We start from the raw sequence: 25540 nt of genomic DNA, 5'->3' as shown, positions 1-25540 counted from the left end.
GTTGGGTGCGGGGGTCGAGCCAGACGAGTTGGAGCATGATCCCGTTCTCGGGATCCAAACGTGCGGCGGCAGCACGGGACTCGACCTCGGCCCGGCCCCTCAGGTCGGCCGCATCATCGAGTGCGACCCGGCGGATCAGCGACTCGACCCGTGGAGCCTGGTCGGCGGCCAGGACCTCCAACGCCGTGTCTTCGTCCGTTGTGCCGCGCCGGAGGCGGGCACGGAGCATGTCGTGGTGGTCGAGGACCGTCTGCACGGTGGCGGTGAGGGTGGCGGTGTCCAGGTCGGGTGGTGCGGTGAGCAGAACCGCTTGGCAGTACGTGTCGAGGTTGCCGCCGCGTTCGAGCAACCACCGCGCGGCCGGTGGCAGCGGGAAGGAGCCGATCCCGCCGCCGGGTAGTTCGGGGAGGGCCGCCCCCGGCTCCGGTCGTGTCGAGATCACGCGCGCGAGCCGGGCGATCGTCCTGTGCTCGAACACATCCCGAGGAGTGAGTGCGAGTCCGGCGGTCTTCGCGCGAGCCACCAACTGGATGGCCATGATGCTGTCGCCACCGAGTGCGAAGAAGGAGTCGTCGACGCCTACGGACTCGAGGCCGAGCACGTCGCCGACCAGCGACACCAGCGCGTCCTCGACAGCTGTTCCGGCAGCGCGGAATTCCGCGGCGCGGGTCGTGAAGTCGAGAGCCGGGAGCGCGTTCCGGTCGATCTTTCCGTGGGACGTGAGCGGCAGCGTGGACAGGGGGATCACTGCGGACGGAACCATGTGCGAGGGGAGAAGGGACCTTGTGTGGTCGATCAGTTCCTGCTCCGCCACTTCGGTGCCGGGGACCGGTACGACATACCCGACGAGGTGGTCTGCGCCGTTTCGATCGGCCCGCAGCACGACGACGGCCTGCGCGACCGCGGGGTGACGTAGGAGGACGGACTCGACCTCGCCGGGCTCGACGCGGTAGCCGTGCAGCTGTACCTGGAAGTCGGTGCGGCCGTGGTACTCCAGCCGCCCGTCGGCGTTCCAGCGGGCCAGGTCTCCGGTTCGGTACATGCGGGAGCCGGGGGCGCCGAACGGATTCGCGACGAACCGGCCGGCGGTGAGCGCGGGCCTGCCGAGATATCCCCGGGCCAACTGGGCACCGCCGAGGTACATTTCGCCGGTCACCCCGGGGACGACGGGGTGCAGACGATCGTCGACGACGTAGACCTGTGTGTTCCACACCGGCGTCCCGATGGGCGCCGTGGTGTCGGCGTGGCCGGTCGCGATGTCCTGGTACGTCGCTGTCACGGCCGCCTCTGCGGGACCGTACATGTTGCCGAGACGGACGCCCTGCGCGAGCACGCTGCTCGCCGTCCGTGCAGTGATCGCCTCACCCCCGGTCAGGACCCGTCGCATCGAACCGGGGAAGGCGTGCCGGTGATCGTTGACGAACACGTCGAGCAGGGAGGGCACGAACTCCACCAGCGTGATCTGCGTGTCGTCGAGGAGGCCGGACAGGTAGTCGAGGTCGAGCTGCCGTTCCGGGGGCAGGAGAACCAGCACGCTTCCCGAGCACAGAGCCGCGAAGCACTCCCAGATGGCGACGTCGAACGCGATCGGCGCCTTCTGTACCGTCCGGTCCCCCTCGCGCAGTGGCAGCAGTGCCTGCGACCAGGCCAGTTGGTTCGCGATCGCCGCGTGGGATACCGCCACCCCTTTGGGCGTGCCGGTCGAGCCGGACGTGTAGACCACGTAGGCCAGGTTGTCGGGGCGCAGCGGTGCGCCGCGGTCCACGTCGGTGACCGGTGCGGTGTCTCGGGCCGAGAGGTCGACGTCGTCGAACCGCGCCACCGGAACCCCGGTCGGAACGGGTGGATCGGCGTCGGCGGTGGTGACGACGAGAGCAGCCGACGAGGATTGAATCAGCGATTCGATGCGGTCGGCGGGGTGGCCGGGATCGAGGGCGAGCACCGCCGCACCGGACTTGACCACCGCATACATCGCCGCGAGCATCTCGAAGGAGCGCGGGATCACCAGGGCCACGACAGATTCGGCGCCGATCCCGCGGACGAGGAAGGAGCGCGCCAGCCGCGTCGACCAGGTATCGAGTTCGGCGTAGGTGAGGGTTCGAGCCTCACAGCGGACGGCAGGCGCGTCGGGTGTCGTCGCCACCCGTGCCTCGAACAGGTCCACGATCGTCGCGGCCGGAAGGTCGTGGGCCGTGGCGTTCCAGCGGTCGAGGACGAGCCTGCGCTCGGCGTCGTCGAGGATGTCGATGTCGCCGACCACGGCGTCGGGGTCGGTCAGGCCCGCGGTGATCACCCGAAGGAGCCGGCCGGCGAATGCACTGATCGTGTCGGCGTCGAACAGGTCGGTGGCATAGACGATCTGCCCGCTGATCCCTGACCCCGAATCGTCCTCGGCCGGTTGTTCGTGCAACACCACATTCAGGTCGAATGGCGACACCCGGGGGTCGAGGTCCGCGACAACTACCTCGAGGCCGGGCAGTGCGAGGCGTGGCGGCTCGATGTTCTGGAACGTCAGCATCACCTGGAACAACGGATGGCTCCCCGCCGAACGCGGTGGGTGGAGTTCGTCCACGAGGGTTTCGAACGGAATGTCGGCGTGCGCGAAGGCCGCCAGGTCTGCGTCCCGCACCGCCGCCAGGACGTCACCGAACGGGGCCGCGGGATCGATTGTCGTGCGCAGAACGAGTGTGCCGACGAACATGCCGACGAGGGGGTCGAGTTCCTGTTCGCCGCGGCCGGCGGTCGGCGACCCGACGACGACGTCCGTGGTGGCGGCGAGCCGGGACAGCAACACGGCCAGGGCCGCGTGGATGACGACGAATGTCGTCGTGTCGTGGGCTCGGGCGAAGTCGACGAGTCGGCGATGCGTCGTCGCGGGCATCACGAACGGAACCGCTGCGGCCCGGTACGAGGCGGTGGCGGGGCGCGGCCGATCCAGCGGCAACTCCAACCGTTCGGGAAGATCCGCGAGCGCCGTCCGCCAGAAGTCGAGTTGCCGTGCCACCGGGGACGCCGGGTTGGTGACGGACCCGAGGATCTCCCGCTGCCACACCGTGAAATCCGAGAACTGCACGGGCAACGGGTCCCACGCGGGGGCACGGCCGGCGCGGCGCGCGGTGTAGGCGGTGGAGAGGTCGCGGGCCAGGGGAGCCAGCGAGGACCCGTCGGCGACGATGTGGTGCACGACGACAGCCAGGACGTGGTGGCTTTCGTCGAGTTGCCACAGTCGGACGCGAATCGGCGGACGGACGGTCACGTCGAACCCCTCGGCGACGGCCTCCTCGACGAGGCCGGAGACATGCGCTGCGTCGGCCACCGGGGACGGCGCCAGATCGACCGAAACACTCTCGGCGGGGACGACGACCTGCACCGGTCCGGTGTCGGTCAAGGGATAGAGGGTCCGCAACGGTTCGTGCCGGACGAGAACGTCGAGAAGGGCAGCGCGCAGCGCGGTGACGTCGAGGAGTCCGGTGAGCCGGATCACCATCGGAACGTTGTAGACGGCCGACGTCACGTCGAACTGATTGACGAACCACATCCGCTGCTGCGCGAACGACACCGGTGCAGGTTCGGTATGCACCCGGGGTCCCAGGGCGGGTCGATCCGGGTGTACATCGCTCGCGTCGAGGACGGCGGCCAGTCCGCGTACCGTGGGCGCCTCGAACAGGGAGCGGATCCCGATCCGGGTTCCGAATGCCGAATCGATTCGGGCGACCACCTTCGCCGCGTCGAGCGACGTGCCACCCAGTTCGAAGAAGTTGTCGTCGACACCGACGCCACCGACACCGAGAACCTGACCGATCACCCTCGACACCGTCTCCTCGGCCGGAGTGGCGGGGGCACGGTAGACGGGCGAGTGCCGCAGTTCCTCGGGAACGGAAAGGGCATCGAGGTCGACGTCCCCGGTCTCCGTGACGGGCAGCCGGTCGAGGACGACGACCGTGCCCGGGACCCAGGGCGGAGGCAGGATCATGGCGGCGTGGGCGCGGACGTCGGAGATGGCCGGCGCGGCTCCGTCGGCCGGCACGACATACGACACGAGCGCGGGCTTTCCGGAGCGCGGGGTGTGGTCGACGGTGACTGCGTTCGCAACGTGCGGATGCGCGGTGAGGACGGCATCGATGTCGCCGAGCGGCATGCGGTAGCCGCGCAGTGCGGCCTGGAAGTCGCGGCGCCAGAGAATGTTCAGGTTTCCGGTCTTCGTGAGGCGAGCGGCGTCGCCGGTGCGGAGCATGCGTCCGCCGGGCGGGCCGAAGGGACTCGCCACGAAGTGGGTGCTCGTCGCGGCGGCCCGGCCGTGGTAGCCACGAGCCAGTGCGGGGCCACCGACGTACAACTCGCCGACGACGCCGGGCGGGACAGGCTGAAGGCGGTCGTCGAGAACCGCGAATCTGCGTCCCCGCCCGGGCCGGTACTCCATCCGGTCGGCACCGGATTCCGGTGCACGATCCCCGGCAACGGCGAACCATACGGTCTCGACGGACGCGTACACGGCAACGACTCCGGGGACAGCCACGACCGCGGCGTCGACGGGGTCACCGGTGAGCAGGACCGATCGATGTTCGTCCGCCCCCGGCGCGGATTCCCCTGCGCGGGAAAGGTACTCGTACGCGGCCGGACTCTGGGAGAGCATGGTCACGCCGCGGCGGTGCAGCAGGTCGGCAAGGGCGGCCGGTGACGAGGCGGTGGTGTCGTCGACCACCTCGAGCCGGCCTCCGTGGAGGAATGCGCTCCACGGAGTCAGGACCGTGACGCCGGCCGCGAAGGCCGGGACCATTGCCCAGACATCCTCGGTCGCGACGGCGTGCGCGGGACGCGCCAGTGCGGAGAGTACTGCGCGGTGACTCACCGACACCGGTTTCGGCGGCGTCGTCGATCCGCGCGTGAGCAGGACGTACGCGGCCGCGTCGGGGGTGGGGCCGGCGCCACCGTCGACGGCGGTCAGCGGGAGACCCGACCTGCCTGCGAGGGCGGCGACGGTGCCCGGCGCGTCCAGGACGAGGGTGCGCAGGTGCCCGTGGGGAAGCCGTTCCGCCAGAGCGGACGTCGTCACGAGGACGGCGGCATGGACGTCGGTGATCAGCTGGGAGAGTCGCGTGGGCGACGCCCATCCGGGATCGAGCGGGAGGCATACACCTCCTGCCGCGAGTACGCCCAGTGTGACGGCGACGTAGTCCACGGAGCGGGGAATCGCCACGGCGACGAGGCGTTCCGGTTCCACTCCGTGCTCGACGAGAAGCCGGGCGATTCGGTTCACCCGTTCGGCGAGCTCACCGTACGACAGCGTGTCACCCGCGAACGACAGCGCGACGGCGTCCGGTTTCCTGGCTGCCATACGCGCAAACTCCTCGGGCAGAGTCGTCCCGGGGTCCGGTTCGTCCGGGCCGGCCCACGAACGGAGGGCGATGTCGCGTTCCCCGTCGGAGAGCAGATCGATGTTCCCGACCACGGCGTCCGGCTCGGTGGTCACGACGCCCAGGACGCGGACGAGTCGGTCGGCAATTCCACGCACCGTCGCTTCGTCGAACAGATCGGTGGCGTACACGATTCCGCCGTCGATTCCCTGCGGCGCCCCGTCGTCATCGACGCGTTCACTGAGCCACACCTGCAGGTCGAACTTACAGATCTTCGGGTCGTAGGCGACGGCCGAGACGTGCAGACCGGGCAGGTCGAGCTCACGCGCCTCGTGTCCGGCCGGAAGGATGTGCTGGAACTCGAGGAGAACCTGGAACAACGGTGAACGGCTGTCCGTGCGTTCGGGTTCGAGGGCGTCCACCAGTTTCTCGAACGGATAGTCGGCGTGTGCGAATGCACCCAGGTCGACATCCCGCACCGTGCGTACGGTGTCCGCGAAGCCCGCCGCGGGATCGATGCGGGTGCGCAGCACGAGGGTGTTGACGAACATGCCCACCACGTCGTCGAGTGCGGGCTCCCCGCGGCCCGCAACCGGGGTGCCGATGCTCACATCGTCGGTGCCGGCGAGCCTGGCGAGCACGACGGCCAGCGCCGCGTGACACGTCATGAAGAGTGTCGACGTGCAGGTTCGGGACAGTGCCCGCATGCCGGCGTGCAGGTCCGGAGGCAGGTGGAAGTCCACTCGGCCGCCGTGCAGGGACAGCCGCTGCGGGCGGGGACGGTCGGTCGGCAGCGCGAGAAGGGGCGGCGATCCACGGAGCGACTCACTCCAATAGTCGAGTTGCCGCGACGTGAGGCTATCGGGATCGGTGGGCTGACCCAGCAAGGCGTGTTGCCACAAGGCGTAGTCGACGTACTGCACGGCCGGCGGTTCCCAGGCCGGGGCGCGTCCGCCGACCCGGGCTCGATAGGCGGCGGAGAGGTCACGGGCCAGCGGACCGGCCGACGCACCGTCGGCCGCGATGTGATGGATCACCAGCGCCAGTACGTGGTCGGTGTCGCTCATCGCGAACAGAGACGCGCGCAGCGGCCCGTCGACGGTGACGTCGAACGGCGCGGCCGCGGCCCGGGCGACGTGCTCGTCGAGGTCGGACGGACCGTCGACCTGCACGATCTCGACCCGGGGCAGCGCCCGCTCGGCGGGCAGGATCACCTGATGTGGTCCGTCGTCCGAGGACGGGTACACCGTGCGAAGCGACTCGTGCCGTTCGACGACGTCGCCGATCGCTGCGGCGAGGGCGACGACGTCGAGGTGCCCGGTGAGCCGGACGATCAGCGGAATGTCGTAGGCGGGGGAGTGTGGGTCGTACTGGTTGACGAACCACATGCGTTCCTGGGCCGGGGAGAGCGCAATCCTGGCGGGACGCGGGAACCGGCGGAGTGGAGGCCGCCCGGAGCCGCCACCGCGTCGGCTGTCGACAACACCGGCGAGTGCGGCGACCGTCGGATGCTCGAAGAGATCACGGACGTCCAGCGACGTTCCCAGGGCGGAATTCAGCCGTGCCACCACCCGGGTCGCCGCCAGGGAACCTCCGCCGAGATCGACGTAGTCGTCGTCCACACCGACGCCGGTGACACCGAGCACGGTCTCGAACACCGACGCCACCGTGTCTTCCGTCGGCGTGCGCGGCCGGTGGCCGGTGCCGCTCCGCGGTTCGAACGTCGGCGCGGGGAGCGCGGCACGGTCCAGCTTGCCGCTCGGGGTACGCGGAATGACGTCGAGGGCGACGACCGCGGCCGGGAGCATGTGCGCGGGCAGCGTGCGCGCCAGCCGACGGCGCACTTCCTCGGCATCGACGCGCCACCCCTCGGCCGGGTGAATGTAGGCGATCACCGCGGCATCTCCCGTGTGCGGGTCGGTCGCGGCCGTCGCGACGGCGTACGTCACATTGGGATCGGCACTCAGGACTGCCTCGATCTCCCCGAGTTCGATGCGGAACCCGCGGACCTTTACCTGGAAATCGCTGCGCCCGACGTAGACGAGGTCGAGGGCGGCGGGTGTGTCCTCTTCGTGCCGGCCGCGCCATCGCACCAGATCGCCGGTCCGGTACATTCGCGTCCCCGGTGAGCCGAAGGGGGCGGCCACGAAACGGACGGCATCGAGTCCGGCACGGTCTCGGTACCCGCGCGCAAGGCCTGGGCCGGCGAGGTACAGCTCGCCGACGGTGCCCGGCGGAACCGGGTGTAGCCGGTCGTCGAGCACGACGACCTCGAACCCGCACACCGGCGCACCGACGGTGACCGGCTCATCCGGCACGAGCGGTGTGCTGAGGGTCGACATGATCGTCGCCTCGGTGGGCCCGTAGGCGTTGAGGAGGCGGCGCCCCCTCGCCCATGTCGACGCGACTTCTGGCGGGCAGGCTTCGCCGGCGACGGTGAGATGCGACAGGGTCGGCACGCCAAGGGGATCGAGCGTGGCGAGGGTGGTCGGCGTGAGTACGGCGTGGGTCACCCGATGCTCGGTGAGTACTCGCTCCAGTTCCACGCCCCCGACCACTTCGGGCGGGACGATCACCACGCGCGCTCCGGATCCGAAAGCCGCGAGCAGTTCGAACAGGGAGGCGTCGAAGCTCGGCGACGCGAACTGGGCCACCCGCCCGGTCGGCGGCACGTCGAGTCCTTCACTCTGTGCGGCAATCAGATTCGCGATCCCGCGGTGGGTCACGACCACCCCTTTGGGGGCGCCGGTCGATCCCGAGGTGTAGATGAGATAGGCCGGATGGTCCGACCGCAGCGGTCGGGGGCGGTCGGCGTCGGCGACCGGTGTGGTGATCCGGTCGGACAGAGCGCCCTCGACGTCGCGGTCGTCGAGTTCGATCCACTCGACGTCGCCGGGCAGGGGGTCCCGGTGGCGACCGACCGTGACCCCGAGAGTCGCCGCGGAATCGGTGAGCAGGTGCGCGATGCGGGCTTCGGGGTATCCGGGATCGACGGGCAGGAAGGCGGCCCCCGACTTCGCGACCGCCCACACGGCGCGGACGAAATCCGCGGATCTCGGGAGAGCCAGGGCGACCACGGTTTCCGGGCCGGCGCCCCGGGAGAGGAGCAGTCGGGCGAGCCGGGTGGAGTCGTCGTCCAGTCGACGGTACGCGATGCCGGAACGGTCGGCACCGCCGGCAGCGTCGACGACGGCGATCGCGTCCGGGTCACGGTGTGCCGCGTCCGTCAGCAGGTCCGGCAGCGTGCGCGGCGGAACTCCCGGATCACCGCGCGCGGGCACGAGCCGGCGCCGTTCGGCGGAACTCAACAGGTCGAGATCGGCGACCGGGATGTCGGGATGTGCCGTGACCTGGGCGAACACTCGGACCAGACGGTCGACGAATCCCTGGATCGTCGACGGCTCGAAGAACTCCCGCGCGAAGGTCAGCCGGAGGTCGAGCCCGGCACGATCGGGGTGTTCGACGATGTGGACCCAGAGGTCGGGGCCCTCGTCGGACCGCCCATCCGGCTCGCGCGAGGGGTCGATGGTCTGCACGTCGAACCCGACCTGGAACGGGTGCCGGCCGCGGGAGGGTGCCGGAAACCCGAGTGCCGCGGCGACCTCGTCGAAGGTCACGTCGGCGTGTGTGAACGCGCCGAGTTCGGCCGTACGCGCGCGCTCGACGAGCTCGGTGAACGATTCGGTGCCGTCGACCCGGATACGCAGAAGCAGGGGCCACCCGCCCGAGCCCGCGGGTGTCCCGAGGACGACGTCGCGGATCCCGCCGAGATGAGCGAGCAGTGCCCCGAGCGCCGCATGCGTGACGGTGTACGCGGCGAACGGGCAGTCCCGTCCGAGGGTCTCGATCCGGTGATGCAGTTCCGCGGTCACGTGCGCCTCGACGTGCTCGCGCCGGCCGTCGACGGTACCTTCGCGGCGGGTGTAGTCGCGGGCAAGAGGCGTGTCGTGTGGAAGATCGGCGAGCATCGTCCGCCAGTAGTCCAGATCTGCTGTGCGCCTGCGACTCCGCAAACCTTCGTGTGCGGTCTCCGCGTGCACCCCTGCCACGGGATCGCCGGGATCTGCCGCGAGGAACTCCTCGAGGAGGCTCACGAAGGACCGATGGTGACGAGCCAGTTCGTGCCGGGTGTAGCGGTGGGGGTTCCCGCGGAACTCGACGACCATCCGCCCGGCAGCGGCGGTGCGGTACACATTGACCAGCAGATCCTCCACCGGCCCCGAGGTGACCACGTGAAAGTCTCCGGTGAGCGGTCCGAACCGGATCCGGGGGCGGAAGAGCATGACGTTGACCAGCGGCCCGGACAGCGAGTCCGCCGCGTCGGCATCGCGCCGGATATCCTCCAGGGTGAATCGCTGATGACGGAGAGCGCCCAGAATTTCGTGGTGGACCCGGCGGATGAGAGTGGCCACCGTGTCGTCGGGTGCGGTGGAAACCTGCAATGGAGCGAGTCCGACGAGCATCCCGCCCGATCGCTGCAGCAGCACGGTCGTGCGGCCCGACACCGGGAGTTCGACGAGCACGTCGTCCCGTCCGGTCATGCGGGCCAGATACGCGCCGAAGGTGGCGATCACGACGGTCGCCGGCGGCACACCGATCCGTTCGCCGGAACTGTCGAGTCGCTCCGTCGCGGACACAGACAAGGTGGCCGTCTCGAGGATGCTTTCCGCGACGGCGGGTGCCGCCGTCGGGGACAGGCTCGAGTTCGAACGGCGGCCGGTGAGGTGCTCCCGCCAGTAGGCGCGATCGGACTCGTAGCGCGTCGACGACCGGTACGCCTCGTCGAGGCGGTGAAGGGTGCGCAGATCTGCGGCACCGGCGGGTTCCGGCGTCCGGGCCTCCATACGCGCGGTGTACAGCGCGGCGATCCGGTTCACGAGCGTCATCGCCCCGTACCCGTCCAGCGCGATATGGTGAATTCTGCTGTACCACAAGTAGTGATCGTTACCGACTCGTAACACCGTCGACGTCGCCAGCCGGTCCCGGGTGGGATCGAGCGGCGCGGTGTAATCCCGCGTCATCCACGCGTGAGCGGCCGCAGTGGGATCGTCCTCGCCACCGAGGTCGACAAATCCGGTCGACAGGCCGATGGTCGGGTCGACGGTCTGGAACGGCTCCCCGTCGATCTCGAACACCCGGAGGAACGCCGACTGGAACTCGCGGCCGGCGGTCACCGACGCGTCGTCGAGGACGGCGAGGTCCAGGGCGCCGTGCACCTCGACGTACTGCGCAATGCACGTCGGGACGTCGGGAGCGAGGCGCTGGGCCAGCCAGATTCCGCGCTGCGCGCACGTCAGTGGGAAGGCATGGGGACGACTGCGAGCGATCGCGCCGCTCCTGTTCGTGGTATCCACTTGTTCACACCTCCCGACGGCAATCAAGAAGATGGCCCCTGGGGTCGGATGTTTTCGGCTTAGCTGATCTATATCGCGGCCGCAACCAGGTCCGTTACTACCAGTATGTGCTGTCACCTGCGGCGATGCCCCGTCCGCCGCGCTGTGTGCCGTCGTTCGGGACTCGCCCGGTGCCCGCGATCGACCCGTGCGTAGGCGGTCACGGTCACGAAACGGTGACGACGGTCGCGAGTCGCAATCGGCGAATTGGCATAGGCCCGTGCGAACTTGCGCGCGCTTCCTACAAATAAACCTCCTTGTCACGCGCGTTTACGGGCACGTAACCCACGCCATGGTTTCCTGGCATTATCTTCAGTTTCATCACATGGTGATCGACTACCGATCGCGCAATCCCATCCCAGGAGGACCCCAATGACCGTTGCCGATTCGAGTGCGATCGGACAGACTGACGCACCGTTCCGCGTCACCGCAGATTTCTGGAAGTCTCTGCCGCAGATGCCGGTTGCGGAATACCCGGGCACCGAAGGCTTCATCGATGACGTGTACGCAAACCCGGACGGGTCCGAGATGTCGGCCGGCTACTTCGAACTCCGGCGCACCGACGATCCCCTTGACTACCTCTACGAGTACGACGAAATGAAGGTTGTGCTCGAGGGCGAGTTCGTTCTCGAGAACCTCGACACCGGACAGAAGGAGGTCGCCAAGGCGAAGGACGCGATTTTCTTCCCGAAGGGATCGCGGATCCGATTCAGCACCCCTGAGGGTGCGTTGGCGTTCTACGTCGGTCACCGCTCCTTCGCACCGTGATCAGCGATGGCAGTGAGCATGACAACCAGCGTGCGTCGCTGGACGACCGCGTCGCTACAACGCGATGGTGACGTCGAGACCTCGGCCTCCTGTCACCCGGTGGCGGCCGTGGGTGCTGGCGTGCGAGTTCCTGCACACGCGCTCGGGGCCGACGTGATCGACAGCGAATTCCGTTGTGGCGGTTGCCGAGAAACGCTGACCGTCTACCACCACTTCTCCCGCCGTTACCATGCCTATCTTGGCTGTCGAGCAGATTCGGAGGACCTCACGTGACCGAAGTAGTCGAGGCCGCGACAACCAGCGCCGGGGCAGCGAGCGACCTTTCCGTCGTCGTTGCCGACACCACGATGCTGTGTGAGGACATCTGTCAGGTCGTCCTGGCGCCAGTCGGTGGCGGACCGTTGCCGTCCTTCACCCCGGGCAGTCACATCGCGGTCACCTGGAAGCCGGGTACACGCAATTCCTACTCCCTGACCGGCCCGGCGATCGAACCGGACCACTACTCGATCTCTGTTCGACTGGACCGGGCCGGTGCCGGAGGGTCGCGGTGGGTGCACAACCTCGCCGTCGGCGAGCAGGTGACCGCGTCCCGTCCGCGCAGTGCGTTCGCTCCGGTTCCGAACGCACGCCACCACGTCCTCGTCGCCGGCGGCATCGGGGTCACCCCCATTCTGTCGCACGTGCGTGCGGCGGTGCAGTGGCGTCGCTCGTTCGAGGTGATCTATTCCTTCCGCTCCGGCTTCGGCGCACACGTCGACGACCTGATGGAACTGTGCGGGGACCGGTTGACGATGGTGGAAACCCCGGAACAGTTCTGGGACCACGTGACACCAACTTTGACCCGCCAGCCGATCGGCACCCACCTCTACACCTGCGGGCCGACGCCAATGATCGACGCCGTCACCGAAGCTGCACTCGCCCAGGGCTGGCCGCTCCAGCGTGTGCACTCGGAGCCGTTCTCCTCCGGCATCTCCGCCGGGGGTGAACCCTTCACTGCGACGCTGGGCCGCACCGGTACCGCCGTGACGGTCGGACCCGACACCAGCTTGCTCGACGCGCTGCTGGACAGCGGCTTCGACGTGCCGAATCTGTGCCGGCAGGGCGTGTGCGGCGAATGCAAGCTCCCGGTGCGCGGCGGTCAGATCGAGCACCGCGACCTCTATCTCACCGATGAGGAGAAGTCCACCGGTGACGTGATGATGCCGTGCGTGTCCCGGGCCGTTGGCGCGGATCTGGAGCTGGACCTATGACCTCCGCGGCATCAGACACCAGAGGGAATGTCATGACAAGCATCGACGACTCCGACAGCAACACCGCGCAGGTCGGCGTTACCGCGGCCAGCATGGACCTATCCGGCCGGCAGTACCTCCTGATCGCGATCGGTGATGCCCCCGGCACCACCGCCAAGGTCGACAAGTGGGCGCGGGATCTCGCCTCCGCCCACCGGGCAGTGGCGTTGTACAGCCTGCCCGACGGTGCGGGTGTCGAGGACCTGATCGACGCCAGCACAGTCGGGGTCCGCATCATGATTTCCGGGGCGGAGGCCGAAGTGATGAGGGCCGTTGCGGTAGCGCGGGCCGCAGGAATTCTGCCGTGCGAATTGTTCATCCACATCTCACACGTGGACGTGATCAACGTCTTCTGCCCGCACTGCGACACCGCCACCCGGGCCCTCGCGCGCCCAGACCACACCATCGAGTGCTCGGGCTGCGCCCGCGACCTCCTCGTGCGCCCGCACACCTCCTCGCATCGTGCGATGTATCTGGCATCGGTTGCCTGACGACCGACTGGAGATCACCCCTGCACTTCCATTCCGTCCCGACTCTGGAGCGAAGTACCGTGACCGAACTGCTCACAAGCGACCTGACCTGTTTGCCCTGGCCTTTCCCGGCAGGGGACGAAACCTTCCGCTACGCGGTCAATGTCGAGCCTGCACCCCGATATACCCCCACCCTCGCCGGGGGTTGGGGCCGACACGTCGTCGACCTCGGACTCGAATACGTGCCGATGATGCAGCTCAAACGGGAGATCCTGGCGAAAGATCCAGGGCGAGTGCAGATTTTGCCGCACATGATCCCTGCGTGTTGGGACGTCATGCTCTATCTCATGCGGCAGATGGCCGACTCCTACCCGGAGACCATGCAGCTGACCGGCCAGGGCAACCGCTACCACTGGCGCAACGCATTGCTCGACATCGACCAGCACTTCGAAATGGGTGATCTGGCCACGCTGCCGGAGGACCCGCTGACCTTCATCGGTTGCCAGGTGCCTGACGACATCCTCCTGCTCACCGAGCGCCACGACCAACTCTGGTTCGATGCGGCCATCGTCACCTTCGCCGCCGACTGGTCGATCAAGTTCGGCGTCGGGATGAACTTCAACGAAATTCACCGCCCCGTACCCGGGCTGACCAGCGGCGGCATCACCAGCCGTGCGCAGCAGTTCATGCGTCATCTCACCACCGACCGCATCTTCCGCCGCGCCAACTGGACCTTCTCCGCCGTCGGCTCACCGCACCGCGACACCAGCCTCGAAACCCGGCCCGAATGGGAAGACGACATTCCGAATCTCATCGCCGACGGAGACTACGGACGCGTGCAACTGCGCATCGAACTCGAACACCTCATCCGCCTGCCCCTCACCGGAGCACTCGTCTTCAACATCCACACCTACATGGCGCCACTGTCGGACATCGCCACCATCCCCGCGTGGGCCGAGCAACTCGCCGACATCATCACCGAACTTCCCGCCGACATCGCCACATATAAAGGAATCGACAGTTACCGCCACCACGCCGCCCGCTGGCTGCGGACACAGTCGTCGGCTCCCGCCTCCACCTGAGACAACCGAGGTCTCAGGAACACCGCGTCCGTCGATTCGACACCGTCTGCCAGTGATCCCCGATATCACCGCGGAGTTCGACGCCGTGAGGTCGCGGCTCAGCGCCCTCAGATGAGGGTCGGGCCCTTGGTCGCTGACAGCGCGTCGAGAAGGGCGCTCGGGACCGGCGTCCACTCCGGCCGCCACAGCCCGTGCAGTTGATCGTCGCGGAGGCCGCGCAGGGTCGACACGATATACGGTCCTCCGTCGAGGAGGTACCGGATCATGTCGCGATCCGCGCACTGCGCCGCGATCGACGCCAGCACCTGTTTCGCTTCGTCGTTTCGGCCTGCGGCCGCGAGGCAGCTGACGAGCAGTCGATTGGCATGCAGTAGTCACCGGTGCCGTCCTCGGCCTTCGATCCTGTGTACCCAATCCCCGGCCCAGGTGCAGGCGGCCGCGGTCGTCTCCGCCGACCGTTGACCGAGGAGAACGGTGATGGCGGTGGCGTCCTCGAGTTGCGCAGTGATCTCGTCCAAACCGTGGACCGGGTGTCGCTGTCGAGGTCCTCGGTGAGCACTTTCACCGCGACGGTGCGGTCCAGGGATGGTTGACGGCAGCGATAGACGATGCCGAACCCGCCACGCCCGGTTTCCCGGGCGTCCTCGAATCCGTCCGCGGCCAGCTCCGTGGTGATCGCGGGACGGGGAGGACGCTGAGTGGTCGGTGGATCGAACTCGGCCATCGGCGGCCGCCTCACTCCCAGACATCGGCATCACCAGACGTCGGTCCCTCGCAGGCACCGCTCGACGTGGGTGTTTGTCCGGGATAGTCCCCGAGCCCAACGGTCAGTCGTCGGATTCGGCCTCGCCGTGACGCGTACCCAGACCGGGTCGGCGCACTCCACCGCTTCGGCGCCGAGAACCTGTGTGGGCACCGTGAAAGGCGAGGTTCGCGGAAACTCCGAGCACACCAAACGCCTACACCACCGTTAGCGCCTCGGGCGGTCTGCGGCTGAGCGCGTACTCATCGGGGAGCGTGTAGCCGCCGGTGGCTACGCCCGAAGTATGCGGGCGATGTCTTCGCGGGCGGTGTGTGCTTGGCGGATCAGGGGGAAGAGGGCGTAGTCGTGCTGCATCCCGATTTCCTCGGTGTAGTCGACTGTAGCGCCGGCATCGCGTGCTCGCTGAGTGAGGGCGCGGGAGTCGGTGACGAGGATGTCGTGGGTACCGGTGTAGACGCTCATGGGCGCGAGGCCGGTGAGGTCGCCGAAGAGGGGGCTGACGCGCCAGTCGGTAACCTCGAGGTCGCCGGCGTAGAGTCGGCCGGCTTCTTTCAGTCCTCCGCGCGCGAGGAGGATGTCGCGCTTCTCGATGGTGGCTTGGGCGGGGTCACTCATGGTGACGTCCAGCCAGGGGGAGAGAAGGATCAGCCGCGATGGCTGTGGTGCGCCCCTACGTTTGAGTTCTTGTGCCGCGGCGAGCGCGATACCGCCTCCGGCGGAATCGCCGATCACCGCAACGTTGTCGGCGCCTTGGGTGGAGATTGCCGATTCGACGATGTCGGCGGCATCGGCGACGGTGCGGGCGGCGGTCCGGTGCGGGGCGAGGGGGTAGATCGGCAGCAGAAGCCGGACCGATGCCGCAGCGGTAATGGTTCGCGCGAACAGCCAGTGGAAGGACACTATTTCGCGGACATAGGCACCACCGTGGAAGTCGATCACAGTCTTTCCGTATCGCCCGCTGTCCGGTTCGATGGTGAAGACGGGAAACCCGCGCGTGCGGTCGGCGGAGAGCCGCACCCCGGGCAGGAGTGGAGATGGTGGCGGGTTGAACGATGCCGGCCGCAACGATGTCGCGTGGATGTCGCGGCGTGTGTCCTCGGCGGTGCGGAGTTTGGTGCGGCCCATCAGTATCCGTACTCCCGTGTGGACGATTGCGGGGCGGATGTCGGGAATGTTCACGCCACTCATTGTGACTGGGTTTGACGGATTCGGAGTCACGAAACACGAGGGTGATCCGAGTCGGCGGCCGTTGACCTACGACGAGATCCAGGCCCTGTTCGACCCGGCCGATGCACGGGTCGAGCAGATCCGCGCACCACCGCAACGGTGCGACCGCGGCGATGGGGACGCCGCTCTTCTCAAATCGGTGTACGCGTTTGGGATTCGCCGCCGCGAAGCCTGGGGACTGGTCGCCATGGCCACTTCGGATTCTTCATCGCTGCTATGCCCGCGAGAACGTTGACAATGCCCGCGCCGACGGCGGAAAGTTGAGCAGAGAACTTGTGACCCGATCTGTCAACGTCGGTGAGTAGGTGAGAAGCGTGAGCGCAACCGATCCCCCACCGCTGGTCGTCGTGCCGCCGGGGACCGGGCAGACCGGTGACCTGGGCCCGATTGGGGTCGAGTTCAAGCTCTGGGGCCGTGACACCGGTGGGGTGTTGTCGGTCGTCGAGCACCCGTTCCCGGTCGGTGCGCTGGTGCCGCCGCATCTGCATACGCGGGAGGACGAATTCTCGATAGTTACTCAGGGTGTGATCGGATTCCGCTCCGGCGACCGGGAGGCCGTTCTCGAATCCGGCGGATACATCACAAAGCCCCGGGGTGAGATGCACGCCATGTGGAACGCCGGCACCGTCCCGGCGCGCATGATCGAGATCATCAGTCCGGCCGGCTTCGAACATTGCTTCCTGGAAATGTCCGAACTGATCGCCGCCGGTGGACCGGATGTCACCCAGATCGCCGCACTTGCCGAGCGCTACGGTCTGCACTTCGGCGAACCCGACTGGTTGCCCGACGTGATCGCCAGATACGCCCTGAAACCGTCGTGAGCCCTGCTCGAGCCTCGACGCTTGCGGTGTCGTTCACTGGTCCAGCGCAGACCAGAACCTTGACCATCAGGTCGATGCGCTGCGCCGCGCCGGGGTGACCGCAGAACATCCATGTCGACCACGCGGGCGGGGCGAAAGCCTCGCGGCCCAACTCGATCTGGTGCTGCAGCGATGACGTGAGGACGACGTCCTGGCTATAACCCGCCTGGACCGGCCACGGCTCGCGCGATCAGTCCGACGAATTCAGCTCAGCTCAGGTCGAGTTCGGGAGCGGTGGCCAGATGGGGATGCGGTGGGGGTGTCTGAAGGTGCCCGGGCGGGCGGTCAGTGTGATGGCCAGCCGAGGGCGTCGAATACAGCGGTGGGGTCGAGGTGGTCCCGCCAGTGCGCGATTTCGCCGTCGCGGAGTGTGAGTACGGAGATGTATCTGTTGGCGTATCGATGCCCACCGCGTGGCCTTCGGAGGCGTACTCGAGCACCACGACTCCGGTGGTCGTGTCGTGGTGGACGGTCAGATCGAAGCAGCGGTCGAGAACGATGGTGGTGCCGTAGGGGCGGTATAGCTCGGCGACTGCGGAACGGCCCTCGATGTGCCGCGGGTACCCGGGAACGGCGATCACGTAGTCGACGGTGATGTCTTCTGCGAGGAGGTCGAAGAAGTGTCCGGGCTCGTCGAGTCCGTCCAGGCCCTGTTCGATGATCCGAAAGAATGGTTCCAGTGCGGCGAAGTCCTCGAGGTCGGCGATGGGCGCCTTCACGTTGCCGAGTTTACTTCCACGCAGGAGCGGAACTAGACCGAATTCGGTGAAGCTGGTTGGTGTGACACCGGTATTTCGACCATCGCCCCGCACCGGAGCCCGGTGCGGGGCGAACGTCGGGGTCTAGCGGTGTGTGAACTCCGGCGTGCGCTTCTCCACGAACGCGGCCATGCCTTCCTTCTGGTCCTCGGTGGCGAAGGTGGAGTGGAAGACCCGCCGTTCGAAGCGGATCCCTTCGGTGAGGGTGGTCTCGAATGCCCGGTTGACTGCTTCCTTCGCCATCATCGCGACGGGCAGTGACATCTCGGCGACGGTGGTGGCGGTCTGCAGTGCTTCGTCGAACAGGTCGGCGGCAGGGACGATGCGGGACACGAGTCCGGCGCGTTCGGCTTCCTCGGCGTCCATGGTGCGGCCGGTCAGGCACAGTTCCATGGCCTTCGCCTTGCCGATTGCGCGGGTGAGTCGTTGTGAGCCGCCGATGCCGGGGATGACGCCGAGTTTGATCTCGGGCTGACCGAACTTGGCGGTATCGGCGGCGAGGAGGATGTCGCACATCATCGCCAACTCGCAGCCGCCGCCGAGGGCGTATCCCGCCACTGCGGCGATGATGGGTGTGCGTGCGGCGGCGATGCGGTCGCCGATGGAGAAGAAGTCGTCCAGGTAGACGTCCATGTACGACTTGGTGTGCATTTCCTTGATATCGGCGCCGGCGGCGAACGCGCGGTCGGAGCCGGTGACGAGGATGGCGCCGACATCGCTGTCGGAGTCGAGTTCTTCGACGGCGGAGACGATTTCGCGTAGAAGCTGGGTGTTCAACGCGTTGAGTGCTTTCGGGCGGTTGAGGGTGATGATCCCGACCCGGCCTTTGCGGTCGAGGAGGATGGTGTCGTAGTCGGTCACTGGTCTTCTCCGGTGGTGGTGGGTGGGGTGAGCCCGAGTTCGAGGTCGCCGAGTGGTGCGAAGAACGCGTCGACCTGCGCCGGGTCGACCTCCTCGATGGTGGCGGGCGACCACTGCGGGTTGCGGTCCTTGTCCACGACCTGCGCCCGGATGCCCTCGACGAGGTCGGGCGAGTTCAGGCAGGCGACGGACACCCGGAATTCGTCGTCGAGGACTTCCTCGAGACTGCCGGCCTGCCGGGCGCGGCGCAGCGATGTCAGGGTGACCGCGCACGCGGTCGGCGACTTCGAGCGCACCTGCTCGGCCGCCTTCTGAGCCTCGGGCACCCCACTGCCGCGCAACCGGGCGACGATGTCGGCGACACTGTCGGCGGAGTACGCGGCGTCGATCCAGCCCTGCTGGCCCAGCAACTCCGAGACCGGTGCCGGTTCGGTGAACGCGCCGAGCGCCTCCTGAACGGACGTCGTCGACAACGCGTCGATGAACTGCTCGATCTTCTCCGACGGGATGAAGTGGTCGGCGAACCCGCACGCGATCGCGTCGCCGGCACTGAGCCGGGCGGTGGTCAGGGCGATGTGGGTGCCCAACTCGCCCGGGGTGCGGGCGAGCAGGTAGGTGCCGCCGACGTCGGGGACGAAACCGATCCCGGTCTCGGGCATCCCGATCATCGACCGTTCGGTGACGATCCGCACGCTGCCGTGCGCCGACACCCCGACCCCACCGCCCATCACGATGCCGTCCATGATCGCCACGTACGGCTTGCCGTAGCGCGCGATGGCCGCGTTGAGGAGGTACTCCTCGCGCCAGAACTCCCGCGAACCGGTGCCCCCGTCCTTCGCGTCGTGGTAGATCGACACGATGTCGCCGCCCGCGCACAGGCCCCGCTCCCCGGCACCGGTGATCACCACCGCGCGGACCGTGTCGTCGCCGGACCATTCGGCCAGGGCCGCCGCGATCTGCCGGACCATGCCGTGATTGAGGGCGTTGATCGCCCGGGGCCGATTGAGCACGATCCGGCCCAGCCCGCCCCGCTTCTCGATCAGAACGTCCGGTTCCGTGGGTACCGCGTCGGTCATGCCGCTCCTCTGTTTCCGATGACGCTGCGGGCGATGACCACCCGCATGATCTCGTTGCTGCCCTCGAGGATCTGATGGACCCGCAGGTCGCGGACGATCTTCTCGATTCCGTACTCGGCAAGATAGCCGTACCCACCGTGCAGTTGCAGCGCCCGGTTGGCGACCTCGAAACCGGTGTCGGTGGCGAACCGCTTCGCCATCGCACACAGCTCGACGACATCGGGGGCGCCGTCCTCGAGCGCCGCCGCCGCCCGCCACAGCAGGGTGCGGGCCGCCTCCAGTTCGGTGCGCATGTCGGCGAGCTGGAACTGCAGCGCCTGCGAGTCGATCAGCGGCGACCCGAACGCCTTCCGGTCCGTCAGGTAGGCGACGGCCCGCTCCAACGCGGTCTGCGCGCCGCCCACCGAGCACGCCGCGATGTTGAGCCGGCCACCGTTCAGGCCGGCCATCGCGATCCGGAAACCACCACCCTCGGAACCGAGCAGATTCGCCGCCGGCACCCGCACGTCCTCGAAGATCACCTGCCGGGTGGGCTGGGCGTTCCAGCCCATCTTCACCTCGTTCGGCCCGAACGACAGACCCGGCGACCCCTTCGGGACGATGAACGCCGAAATCCCCCGCGGCCCGCTCTCCCCGGTGCGGGCCATCACCACGTACACATCCGAGGTGCCGGCACCGGAGATGAACTGCTTGACCCCGGTCAGCACGTAGTCGTCGCCGTCCCGGACCGCCCTCGTGCTCAACGCCGCCGCATCCGAACCGGCACCCGGCTCGGTCAGGCAATAACTGCCCAGCTGATCCATCGAACACAGCCCCGGCACCCACGCGCGCCGCTGCTCCTCGGTGCCGAACCGGTCGATCATCCAGGTGACCATGTTGTGGATCGAAATGTACGCGGCGATCGACGGGCACCCCTTCGCGAGCTGCTCGAAGATGCGGGCCGCGTCGACACGAGTCAGCTCGGACCCACCCACATCCTCGCGGATGTAGATCCCACCCATCCCCAGCGACGCCGCCTTACGCAGGACATCCACCGGGAAATGCTTGGCCTGATCCCACTCCACAGCGTGCGGCGCGAGATGCTCGGCCGCGAAGTCACGGGCAGTGTCGCTGATCGCCCGCTCGTCATCGGTCAAGGTGAACATATGAATCGACCCTTTCAGATCGGAGAAGTTGGAAGTACTATAGTTGGATATCCATGTAAATTGCCAATGGGTGTGACCCACTCCAAACCGAAACACTTCGACACGGGAAGTGCCGACACAGTCCCGTCGCCAAACGCGAGTTTCGCGAAATACACACTCAGGGCGTTCATTCGATGCTCATTCCGGACAACTAGGAGGCTTCCGGTGGCCACTGCGCAACCACCCCACTCGGCGCCGGCTGCCGAATCTGTGCCGCCGTATACATCGCTGATCGCCGCCGTACTGCAGACGCAGAAGCTGATCACCCATCAACTCAACTCCACGTTGCGACCACTCGGACTGTCGTTCGCCCGGTACGAGGTCTTGGCCATGATGATCGCCGCGAACGCCCCACTACCCATGGTGCGGATCGTCCGTGCTCTCGACAGGCATCCCACCACCATCGGAACGCTGATCGAAGGGCTCGAAGGTTCCGGGTTGGCCTTACGGACGATCAATCGGTCCGATCGCCGTTCGACCCTCGTCACGATCACCGACAAGGGTCGCGAGGTGGCAACCTCGGCGACCCGCGCCCTCGATGCCGTCGCCCTCGCGGACCCGAAGGTCATGCGCCGTCTCCACGAGGACCTGCAGCAGCTACTCTCCGCAACCCGGCGTGCATCGACCGCCGCACGGGGCGGACACCACACCACGGCGGCCGACCTACCGGGAGGCCGGCCGTGATCGACGTCCGGAACATCCGCTCGGATGACCTTCGGTACCTGCTCGCCGTCGCGCGAACCGGACGCCGCCAATCCGCGGCGCTGGACCTGGGCGTCGACCACACCACCGTCTCGAGGCGTGTGCGTGCGCTCGAGAAGGTCCTGGGTGTCCGTCTGCTGCAGCGCAGTGCCGACGGATGGGAGCTGACCGATGTCGGCCGATCGATCGCGGAGAAGGCGCGACTGATCGAGGAAGCCGTTCAGGAAACCGCCGACGTAGTCCTCGGTATCAGTGAGAATCCACTCCGGGGAACCATCCGGATCACCGCTCCGGACGGATTCGGGTCGTTGTTCGTCGCTCCCGCATTGGCCAAGCTGCGGATGAGTCACCCGCACCTTGTCGTCGAGTTGATCACGGATACAAGGCAACTGAATCTGTACCAATCAGGGTTCGACCTCGCTGTCGCGGTGGGCACACCGATCACCAGTCGGCTGGTCTCCGAACGTGTTTGCCAGTACTCGCTGGGGTTGTACGGCAGCGAAGGATACTTCCGTGAGCACGGCGAACCCGGCAGCCTGGACGAGCTGACAGCGCACCCGCTGGTCTTCTTCGTCGACTCCTTGCTGCAGGTCGGCGATCTCGACCTGAGCCGGCATCTGCCCGGTGTCGCTGCAAAGTTCATGTCCACCAACATCTTCGCTCATGTCGCTGCCACGCGTTCCGGCGGTGGCATCGGGCTGTTGCCGGCGTTCATGGCGGACCAGCACACCGATCTGCGCAGGATCTTGCCGGAGGCCGTCGATGTTCGCCTTGCCTTCTCCCTGGCCGCGCGCCGCGAAAGCCTCACCAATCCGGCGGTCCAGGCCGTCCGGCAAGCGATTCAGGAAGAGGCGCGCAGTCGGCGAGACGAACTGGTCCCCACTGTGTAGGTTCCCGGCGCACCCGGGGCGGTGTTGCAGGAGGCAGACTCCTGCAACACCGCCCCGGTGTGCCAGTCGGACTCTCACCGAGTTCACGCCTGCGCGGGCACCATCGCATCGAGCGGATCGGTGGCGTCGACCGAGTCGAGCCAGTCGAGAATCTGTTCGGTGTGCTGTCCGAGCACCGGCGGCGCAACATGCGCGGACCGCACCAGCGACTCACCGCCGGCCGTTTCCATCCGCAGGGACGGACCCGGCAACTGCACCGGCCCCACCACGGGATGCTCGACCTCGAGGAGCAGGCCCTGGCTGCGGGTCTGCTCCCATTCGTAGACCTCGTCGATGGTGCGGATCGACCCGGCGGGAACACCCGCGGCCTCGAGCGCGGCGAGGACGTCAGCCCGAGGACGTCGGGCGAAGTCGGCCTCGATTGCGGTGATCAGCTTGTCGCGGTTCGCGACCCGGTCCCGGTTGACCGTGAATCGTGGATCGTCCGCCGACAGCCCGGCCACCGGAGCGAATTTCGCCCAGATCGCCTCGCTGCCGACCGCGATCTGAACGTATCCGTCGGCGCAGCGGAAGCTTCCGTACGGCGCGATCTGCGGGTGGTGGTTACCGGACCGCTGCGCGACCTGCCCACCGACCGTCCACTTGGTGCCCTGGAAGGTGTGGGCGCTGATCGCGGCGGCCAACAGGGACGTCCGGACGACCATGCCCTTGCCGGTCTTTTCCCTCGAGGCCAGTGCGGCCGAGACTCCCGTGGCGCCGTGGACACCGGCGAGGACGTCGGCGACCGGGACTCCGATCCGCGTCGGCTCCCCGTCGGGGTCACCGGTCACCGACATCAGCCCGGCCTCGCCCTGGGCGATCTGGTCGTAGCCGGCGCGGGATCCCTCCGGGCCGTCGTGCCCGAAGCCGGTGATCGACAACGTGATCAGCCGCGGGTTGAGCTCCTCGAGTACGTCGGCCGGAAAGCCCAGCCGGTCGAACGCGCCCGGCCGCAGATTCTCGATCAGCACGTCCGCCCGCCGAACCAGGCGACGGAGCGCATCCTTACCGTGCTCGGATTTGAGGTCGAGCACGATCGATTCCTTGTTCCGGTTCGCCGACATGAAGTACGACGACTGCGGGTCGTCGGCCGGCCCGACGAACGGCGGCCCCCAGGTGCGGGAGTCGTCGCCGGTGCCCGGGGCTTCGACCTTGATCACCCGGGCACCGAGGTCACCGAGCATCATCGCGGCGATCGGCCCGGCCAGCGCCCGGGAGAGGTCGAGCACGAGGATGTCATTGAGTGGTCCGACAGTCATGGTGCGCTCCCTTCTCAGAGTGTGCGCAGGCGCACGTTGACCTGCTTGGTCTGGGTGAATCCGGCGATCATGCCCTCGAGCGACACTTCGCGGCCGAGGCCACTCTGCTTGTATCCGCCGTACGACTGGCCGACCATCTGGCCGCCGCCCTGGTTGACCTGCACCCACCCGGTTTCGAGGGCATGGGCGGTGGACAGCGCCAGATCGAGATTGTGGGTCCACACGTAGGCGGCCAGACCGTAGTGCGAGTCGTTGGCCATGTCGATGACGTCGGAGTGGTCGTTCCACGGGATCGCGACGAGCGCCGGCCCGAAGATCTCCTCACGGGACAGGCGCCAGGAGTTGTCGGCGCCGGAGAACACGGTCGGGCCCATGTAGTAGCCGTCGGAGTTGCCGAGCTTGTCCGGTGAGCCGTCGAGGACGGTGGCAACCTTGGTCGAGCTCAGGCCGTCGTCGAGGAACCCGCAGACCGAGGCGAACTGCTTGTCGTTGACGATGGCGCCCATGTCCGTGGACTCGGCGAGCGGATTCCCGACCTTCAGCCCGGCCAGGGTGTTCACCAGCCGGTCGAGGACCTCGTCGTAGACGTCCTGGTGCAGGAACAACCGGGAACCGGCGGTGCAGCTCTGTCCCTGCCGGTGTACCCGGGTCGACAGCAGCAGTTGATTGATGAAGTCGTCGTCGATGTCCACGTCGGGGAATACGATCGAGGGGTTCTTGCCGCCGAGTTCGAGGGAGACGTGTGCCAACCGGCCACCGGCCTCACGGGCAACATGACGTCCCACTTCGGTCGAGCCGGTGAAGGAGATCTTGTCGACGTCCGGGTGCTGGACCAGTGCTTCACCGGCCACCCTGCCGGATCCGGTGAGGACGTTGAGCACACCGCCCGGCAGGTGTTCGGCGCAGATCTCGGCGAGCAGCAACACGCTCAGCGGAGCCGCCTCGGCCGCCTTGACCACGACGGTATTTCCCGCGACGAGGGCGGCGGGGATCTTGAATCCGGCGATCATCAGCGGGGAGTTCCAGGGCAGGATGCATCCGATGACGCCGAGGGGCTCCTGGCGGGAGTACTGGAGCTGATCGTCGCCGGCGGGGAGAACCGTGCCCTTGATCTCGCCGGCGACACCGGCGAAGTACCGGAACAGGTTCGCCAGGGTGGCGACCTCGGGGCGTGCCTGGGTGCGCAGCGCATTGCCGGTATCGAGGGCGGTGAGGCGGGCCAGTTCCTCGGCGCGCGCGTCGATGGCGTCGGCGATCTGGCTCAGGATCCGGCCTCGCGCCGTGAAGTGCTGAGACCGCCACCGAGGGAAGGCTTTCTGCGCAGCACGCACCGCGCGATCGACGTCCTCGGTGCTCGAGGACGGGACACGGCCGATCACGTGCTCACGCAGAATCGGGGTGGTCACCTCACTCCACTGACCGGAACTGGCGTCCACCCAGGCCCCGTCGACGAACATGGGGTAGTCGCGGGCCTCGGGAATATGGAGCTCAGCGAGTGAGGTTTGCGTGGAGGTCATGTCGGAATCTCCTTGATATACGGATGGCTCTGCTGGGGTGCAGGGAAC

General features: G+C 67.6%; 18 protein-coding genes and 1 pseudogene. 9 read left to right on the top strand and 10 right to left on the bottom strand.

What is annotated here, in order from left to right; all coding sequences use genetic code 11:
- The coding region (locus QM806_RS34355) for a non-ribosomal peptide synthetase (RefSeq protein WP_283294333.1) at positions 1 to 10708 on the bottom strand (10708 nt) is incomplete at its 3' end.
- 411 nt (positions 10709 to 11119) lie between these two features.
- Here QM806_RS34355 and QM806_RS34350 point away from each other — a divergent pair.
- Genes QM806_RS34350 through QM806_RS34330 form a run of 5 tightly spaced genes read left to right on the top strand, consistent with a single transcriptional unit; the run spans position 11120 to position 14356 of the window.
- On the top strand, positions 11120 to 11515 hold the full coding sequence (locus tag QM806_RS34350) for a cupin domain-containing protein (RefSeq protein WP_120659184.1): 396 nt from the start codon (positions 11120 to 11122) through the stop codon (positions 11513 to 11515).
- An 18-nt stretch (positions 11516 to 11533) separates the two neighbouring features.
- Entirely contained in the window at positions 11534 to 11788 is a 255-nt protein-coding gene (locus tag QM806_RS34345) for a hypothetical protein (protein WP_147436985.1), read from the top strand.
- Complete coding sequence (locus QM806_RS34340; RefSeq protein ID WP_242323113.1) at positions 11785 to 12765, top strand: PDR/VanB family oxidoreductase; 981 nt, start codon at positions 11785 to 11787, stop codon at positions 12763 to 12765. Before QM806_RS34345 ends, QM806_RS34340 begins: the two co-directional genes overlap by 4 nt.
- Before the next feature lie 32 nt (positions 12766 to 12797).
- On the top strand, positions 12798 to 13295 hold the full coding sequence (locus QM806_RS34335) for a dimethylamine monooxygenase subunit DmmA family protein (RefSeq protein ID WP_005264803.1): 498 nt from the start codon (positions 12798 to 12800) through the stop codon (positions 13293 to 13295).
- Positions 13296 to 13354: 59 nt separating this feature from the next.
- Positions 13355 to 14356 (top strand): heme-dependent oxidative N-demethylase family protein, encoded by a 1002-nt coding sequence (locus QM806_RS34330; protein WP_005564360.1) that lies wholly within the window; start codon positions 13355 to 13357, stop codon positions 14354 to 14356.
- Between the two features lie 107 nt (positions 14357 to 14463).
- Here QM806_RS34330 and QM806_RS34325 read toward each other — a convergent pair whose 3' ends face one another.
- The 3 genes and pseudogenes from QM806_RS34325 to QM806_RS34315 form a co-directional block, all read right to left on the bottom strand.
- Positions 14464 to 14622, bottom strand: a complete 159-nt coding sequence (locus QM806_RS34325; protein ID WP_206033667.1) for a hypothetical protein — start codon at positions 14620 to 14622, stop codon at positions 14464 to 14466.
- 266 nt (positions 14623 to 14888) lie between these two features.
- Positions 14889 to 15080, bottom strand: a pseudogene (locus QM806_RS41905) (hypothetical protein); the annotation flags it as partial.
- 309 nt (positions 15081 to 15389) lie between these two features.
- On the bottom strand, positions 15390 to 16307 hold the full coding sequence (locus tag QM806_RS34315) for an alpha/beta hydrolase fold domain-containing protein (RefSeq protein ID WP_240482983.1): 918 nt from the start codon (positions 16305 to 16307) through the stop codon (positions 15390 to 15392).
- A 61-nt stretch (positions 16308 to 16368) separates the two neighbouring features.
- Between QM806_RS34315 and QM806_RS34310 the strand changes: the two genes are divergently transcribed.
- Entirely contained in the window at positions 16369 to 16581 is a 213-nt protein-coding gene (locus QM806_RS34310; protein WP_502943931.1) for a hypothetical protein, read from the top strand.
- Positions 16582 to 16660: 79 nt separating this feature from the next.
- Positions 16661 to 17167 carry a cupin domain-containing protein gene (locus QM806_RS34305; protein WP_005564354.1) on the top strand — a complete coding sequence of 169 codons (507 nt, stop codon included), beginning with the start codon at positions 16661 to 16663 and terminating at the stop codon, positions 17165 to 17167.
- 248 nt (positions 17168 to 17415) lie between these two features.
- Here the strand turns inward: QM806_RS34305 and QM806_RS34300 are convergent, their stop codons facing one another.
- The 4 genes from QM806_RS34300 to QM806_RS34285 form a co-directional block, all read right to left on the bottom strand.
- On the bottom strand, positions 17416 to 17925 hold the full coding sequence (locus tag QM806_RS34300; RefSeq protein WP_005564352.1) for a nuclear transport factor 2-like protein: 510 nt from the start codon (positions 17923 to 17925) through the stop codon (positions 17416 to 17418).
- A gap of 123 nt (positions 17926 to 18048) precedes the next feature.
- A complete protein-coding gene (locus tag QM806_RS34295; protein WP_054248088.1) occupies positions 18049 to 18825 on the bottom strand; it encodes an enoyl-CoA hydratase in 777 nt (258 codons plus the stop codon).
- Positions 18822 to 19901: an enoyl-CoA hydratase/isomerase family protein gene (locus tag QM806_RS34290; RefSeq protein ID WP_283294331.1), complete on the bottom strand. Its 1080-nt coding sequence runs from the start codon at positions 19899 to 19901 to the stop codon at positions 18822 to 18824. Before QM806_RS34290 ends, QM806_RS34295 begins: the two co-directional genes overlap by 4 nt.
- The gene (locus QM806_RS34285; protein ID WP_054246773.1) at positions 19898 to 21046 is read right to left on the bottom strand and encodes an isobutyryl-CoA dehydrogenase; all 1149 of its coding nucleotides are present in this window, start codon (positions 21044 to 21046) and stop codon (positions 19898 to 19900) included. The genes QM806_RS34290 and QM806_RS34285 overlap by 4 nt, the downstream gene beginning before the upstream one ends.
- Positions 21047 to 21250: 204 nt before the next feature.
- Here QM806_RS34285 and QM806_RS34280 point away from each other — a divergent pair, with 204 nt between their 5' ends.
- Complete coding sequence (locus tag QM806_RS34280) at positions 21251 to 21769, top strand: MarR family winged helix-turn-helix transcriptional regulator (protein WP_051055155.1); 519 nt, start codon at positions 21251 to 21253, stop codon at positions 21767 to 21769.
- Positions 21766 to 22677, top strand: a complete 912-nt coding sequence (locus QM806_RS34275; RefSeq protein ID WP_005568041.1) for a LysR family transcriptional regulator — start codon at positions 21766 to 21768, stop codon at positions 22675 to 22677. Before QM806_RS34280 ends, QM806_RS34275 begins: the two co-directional genes overlap by 4 nt.
- Positions 22678 to 22760: 83 nt before the next feature.
- Here QM806_RS34275 and QM806_RS34270 read toward each other — a convergent pair whose 3' ends face one another.
- Both QM806_RS34270 and QM806_RS34265 read right to left on the bottom strand, forming a co-directional pair.
- Positions 22761 to 23975: a CaiB/BaiF CoA transferase family protein gene (locus QM806_RS34270; protein ID WP_005568043.1), complete on the bottom strand. Its 1215-nt coding sequence runs from the start codon at positions 23973 to 23975 to the stop codon at positions 22761 to 22763.
- A 14-nt stretch (positions 23976 to 23989) separates the two neighbouring features.
- On the bottom strand, positions 23990 to 25492 hold the full coding sequence (locus QM806_RS34265; RefSeq protein WP_005568045.1) for an aldehyde dehydrogenase family protein: 1503 nt from the start codon (positions 25490 to 25492) through the stop codon (positions 23990 to 23992).
- Between the last annotated feature and the right edge of the window lie 48 nt (positions 25493 to 25540).

Source organism: Rhodococcus sp. IEGM 1351 (assembly GCF_030056875.1).
Classification (GTDB): domain Bacteria; phylum Actinomycetota; class Actinomycetes; order Mycobacteriales; family Mycobacteriaceae; genus Rhodococcus_F; species Rhodococcus_F opacus.
The sequence above is the reverse complement of the archived record's forward strand: the minus strand, read 5'-3'. Positions and strand labels throughout refer to the sequence as shown.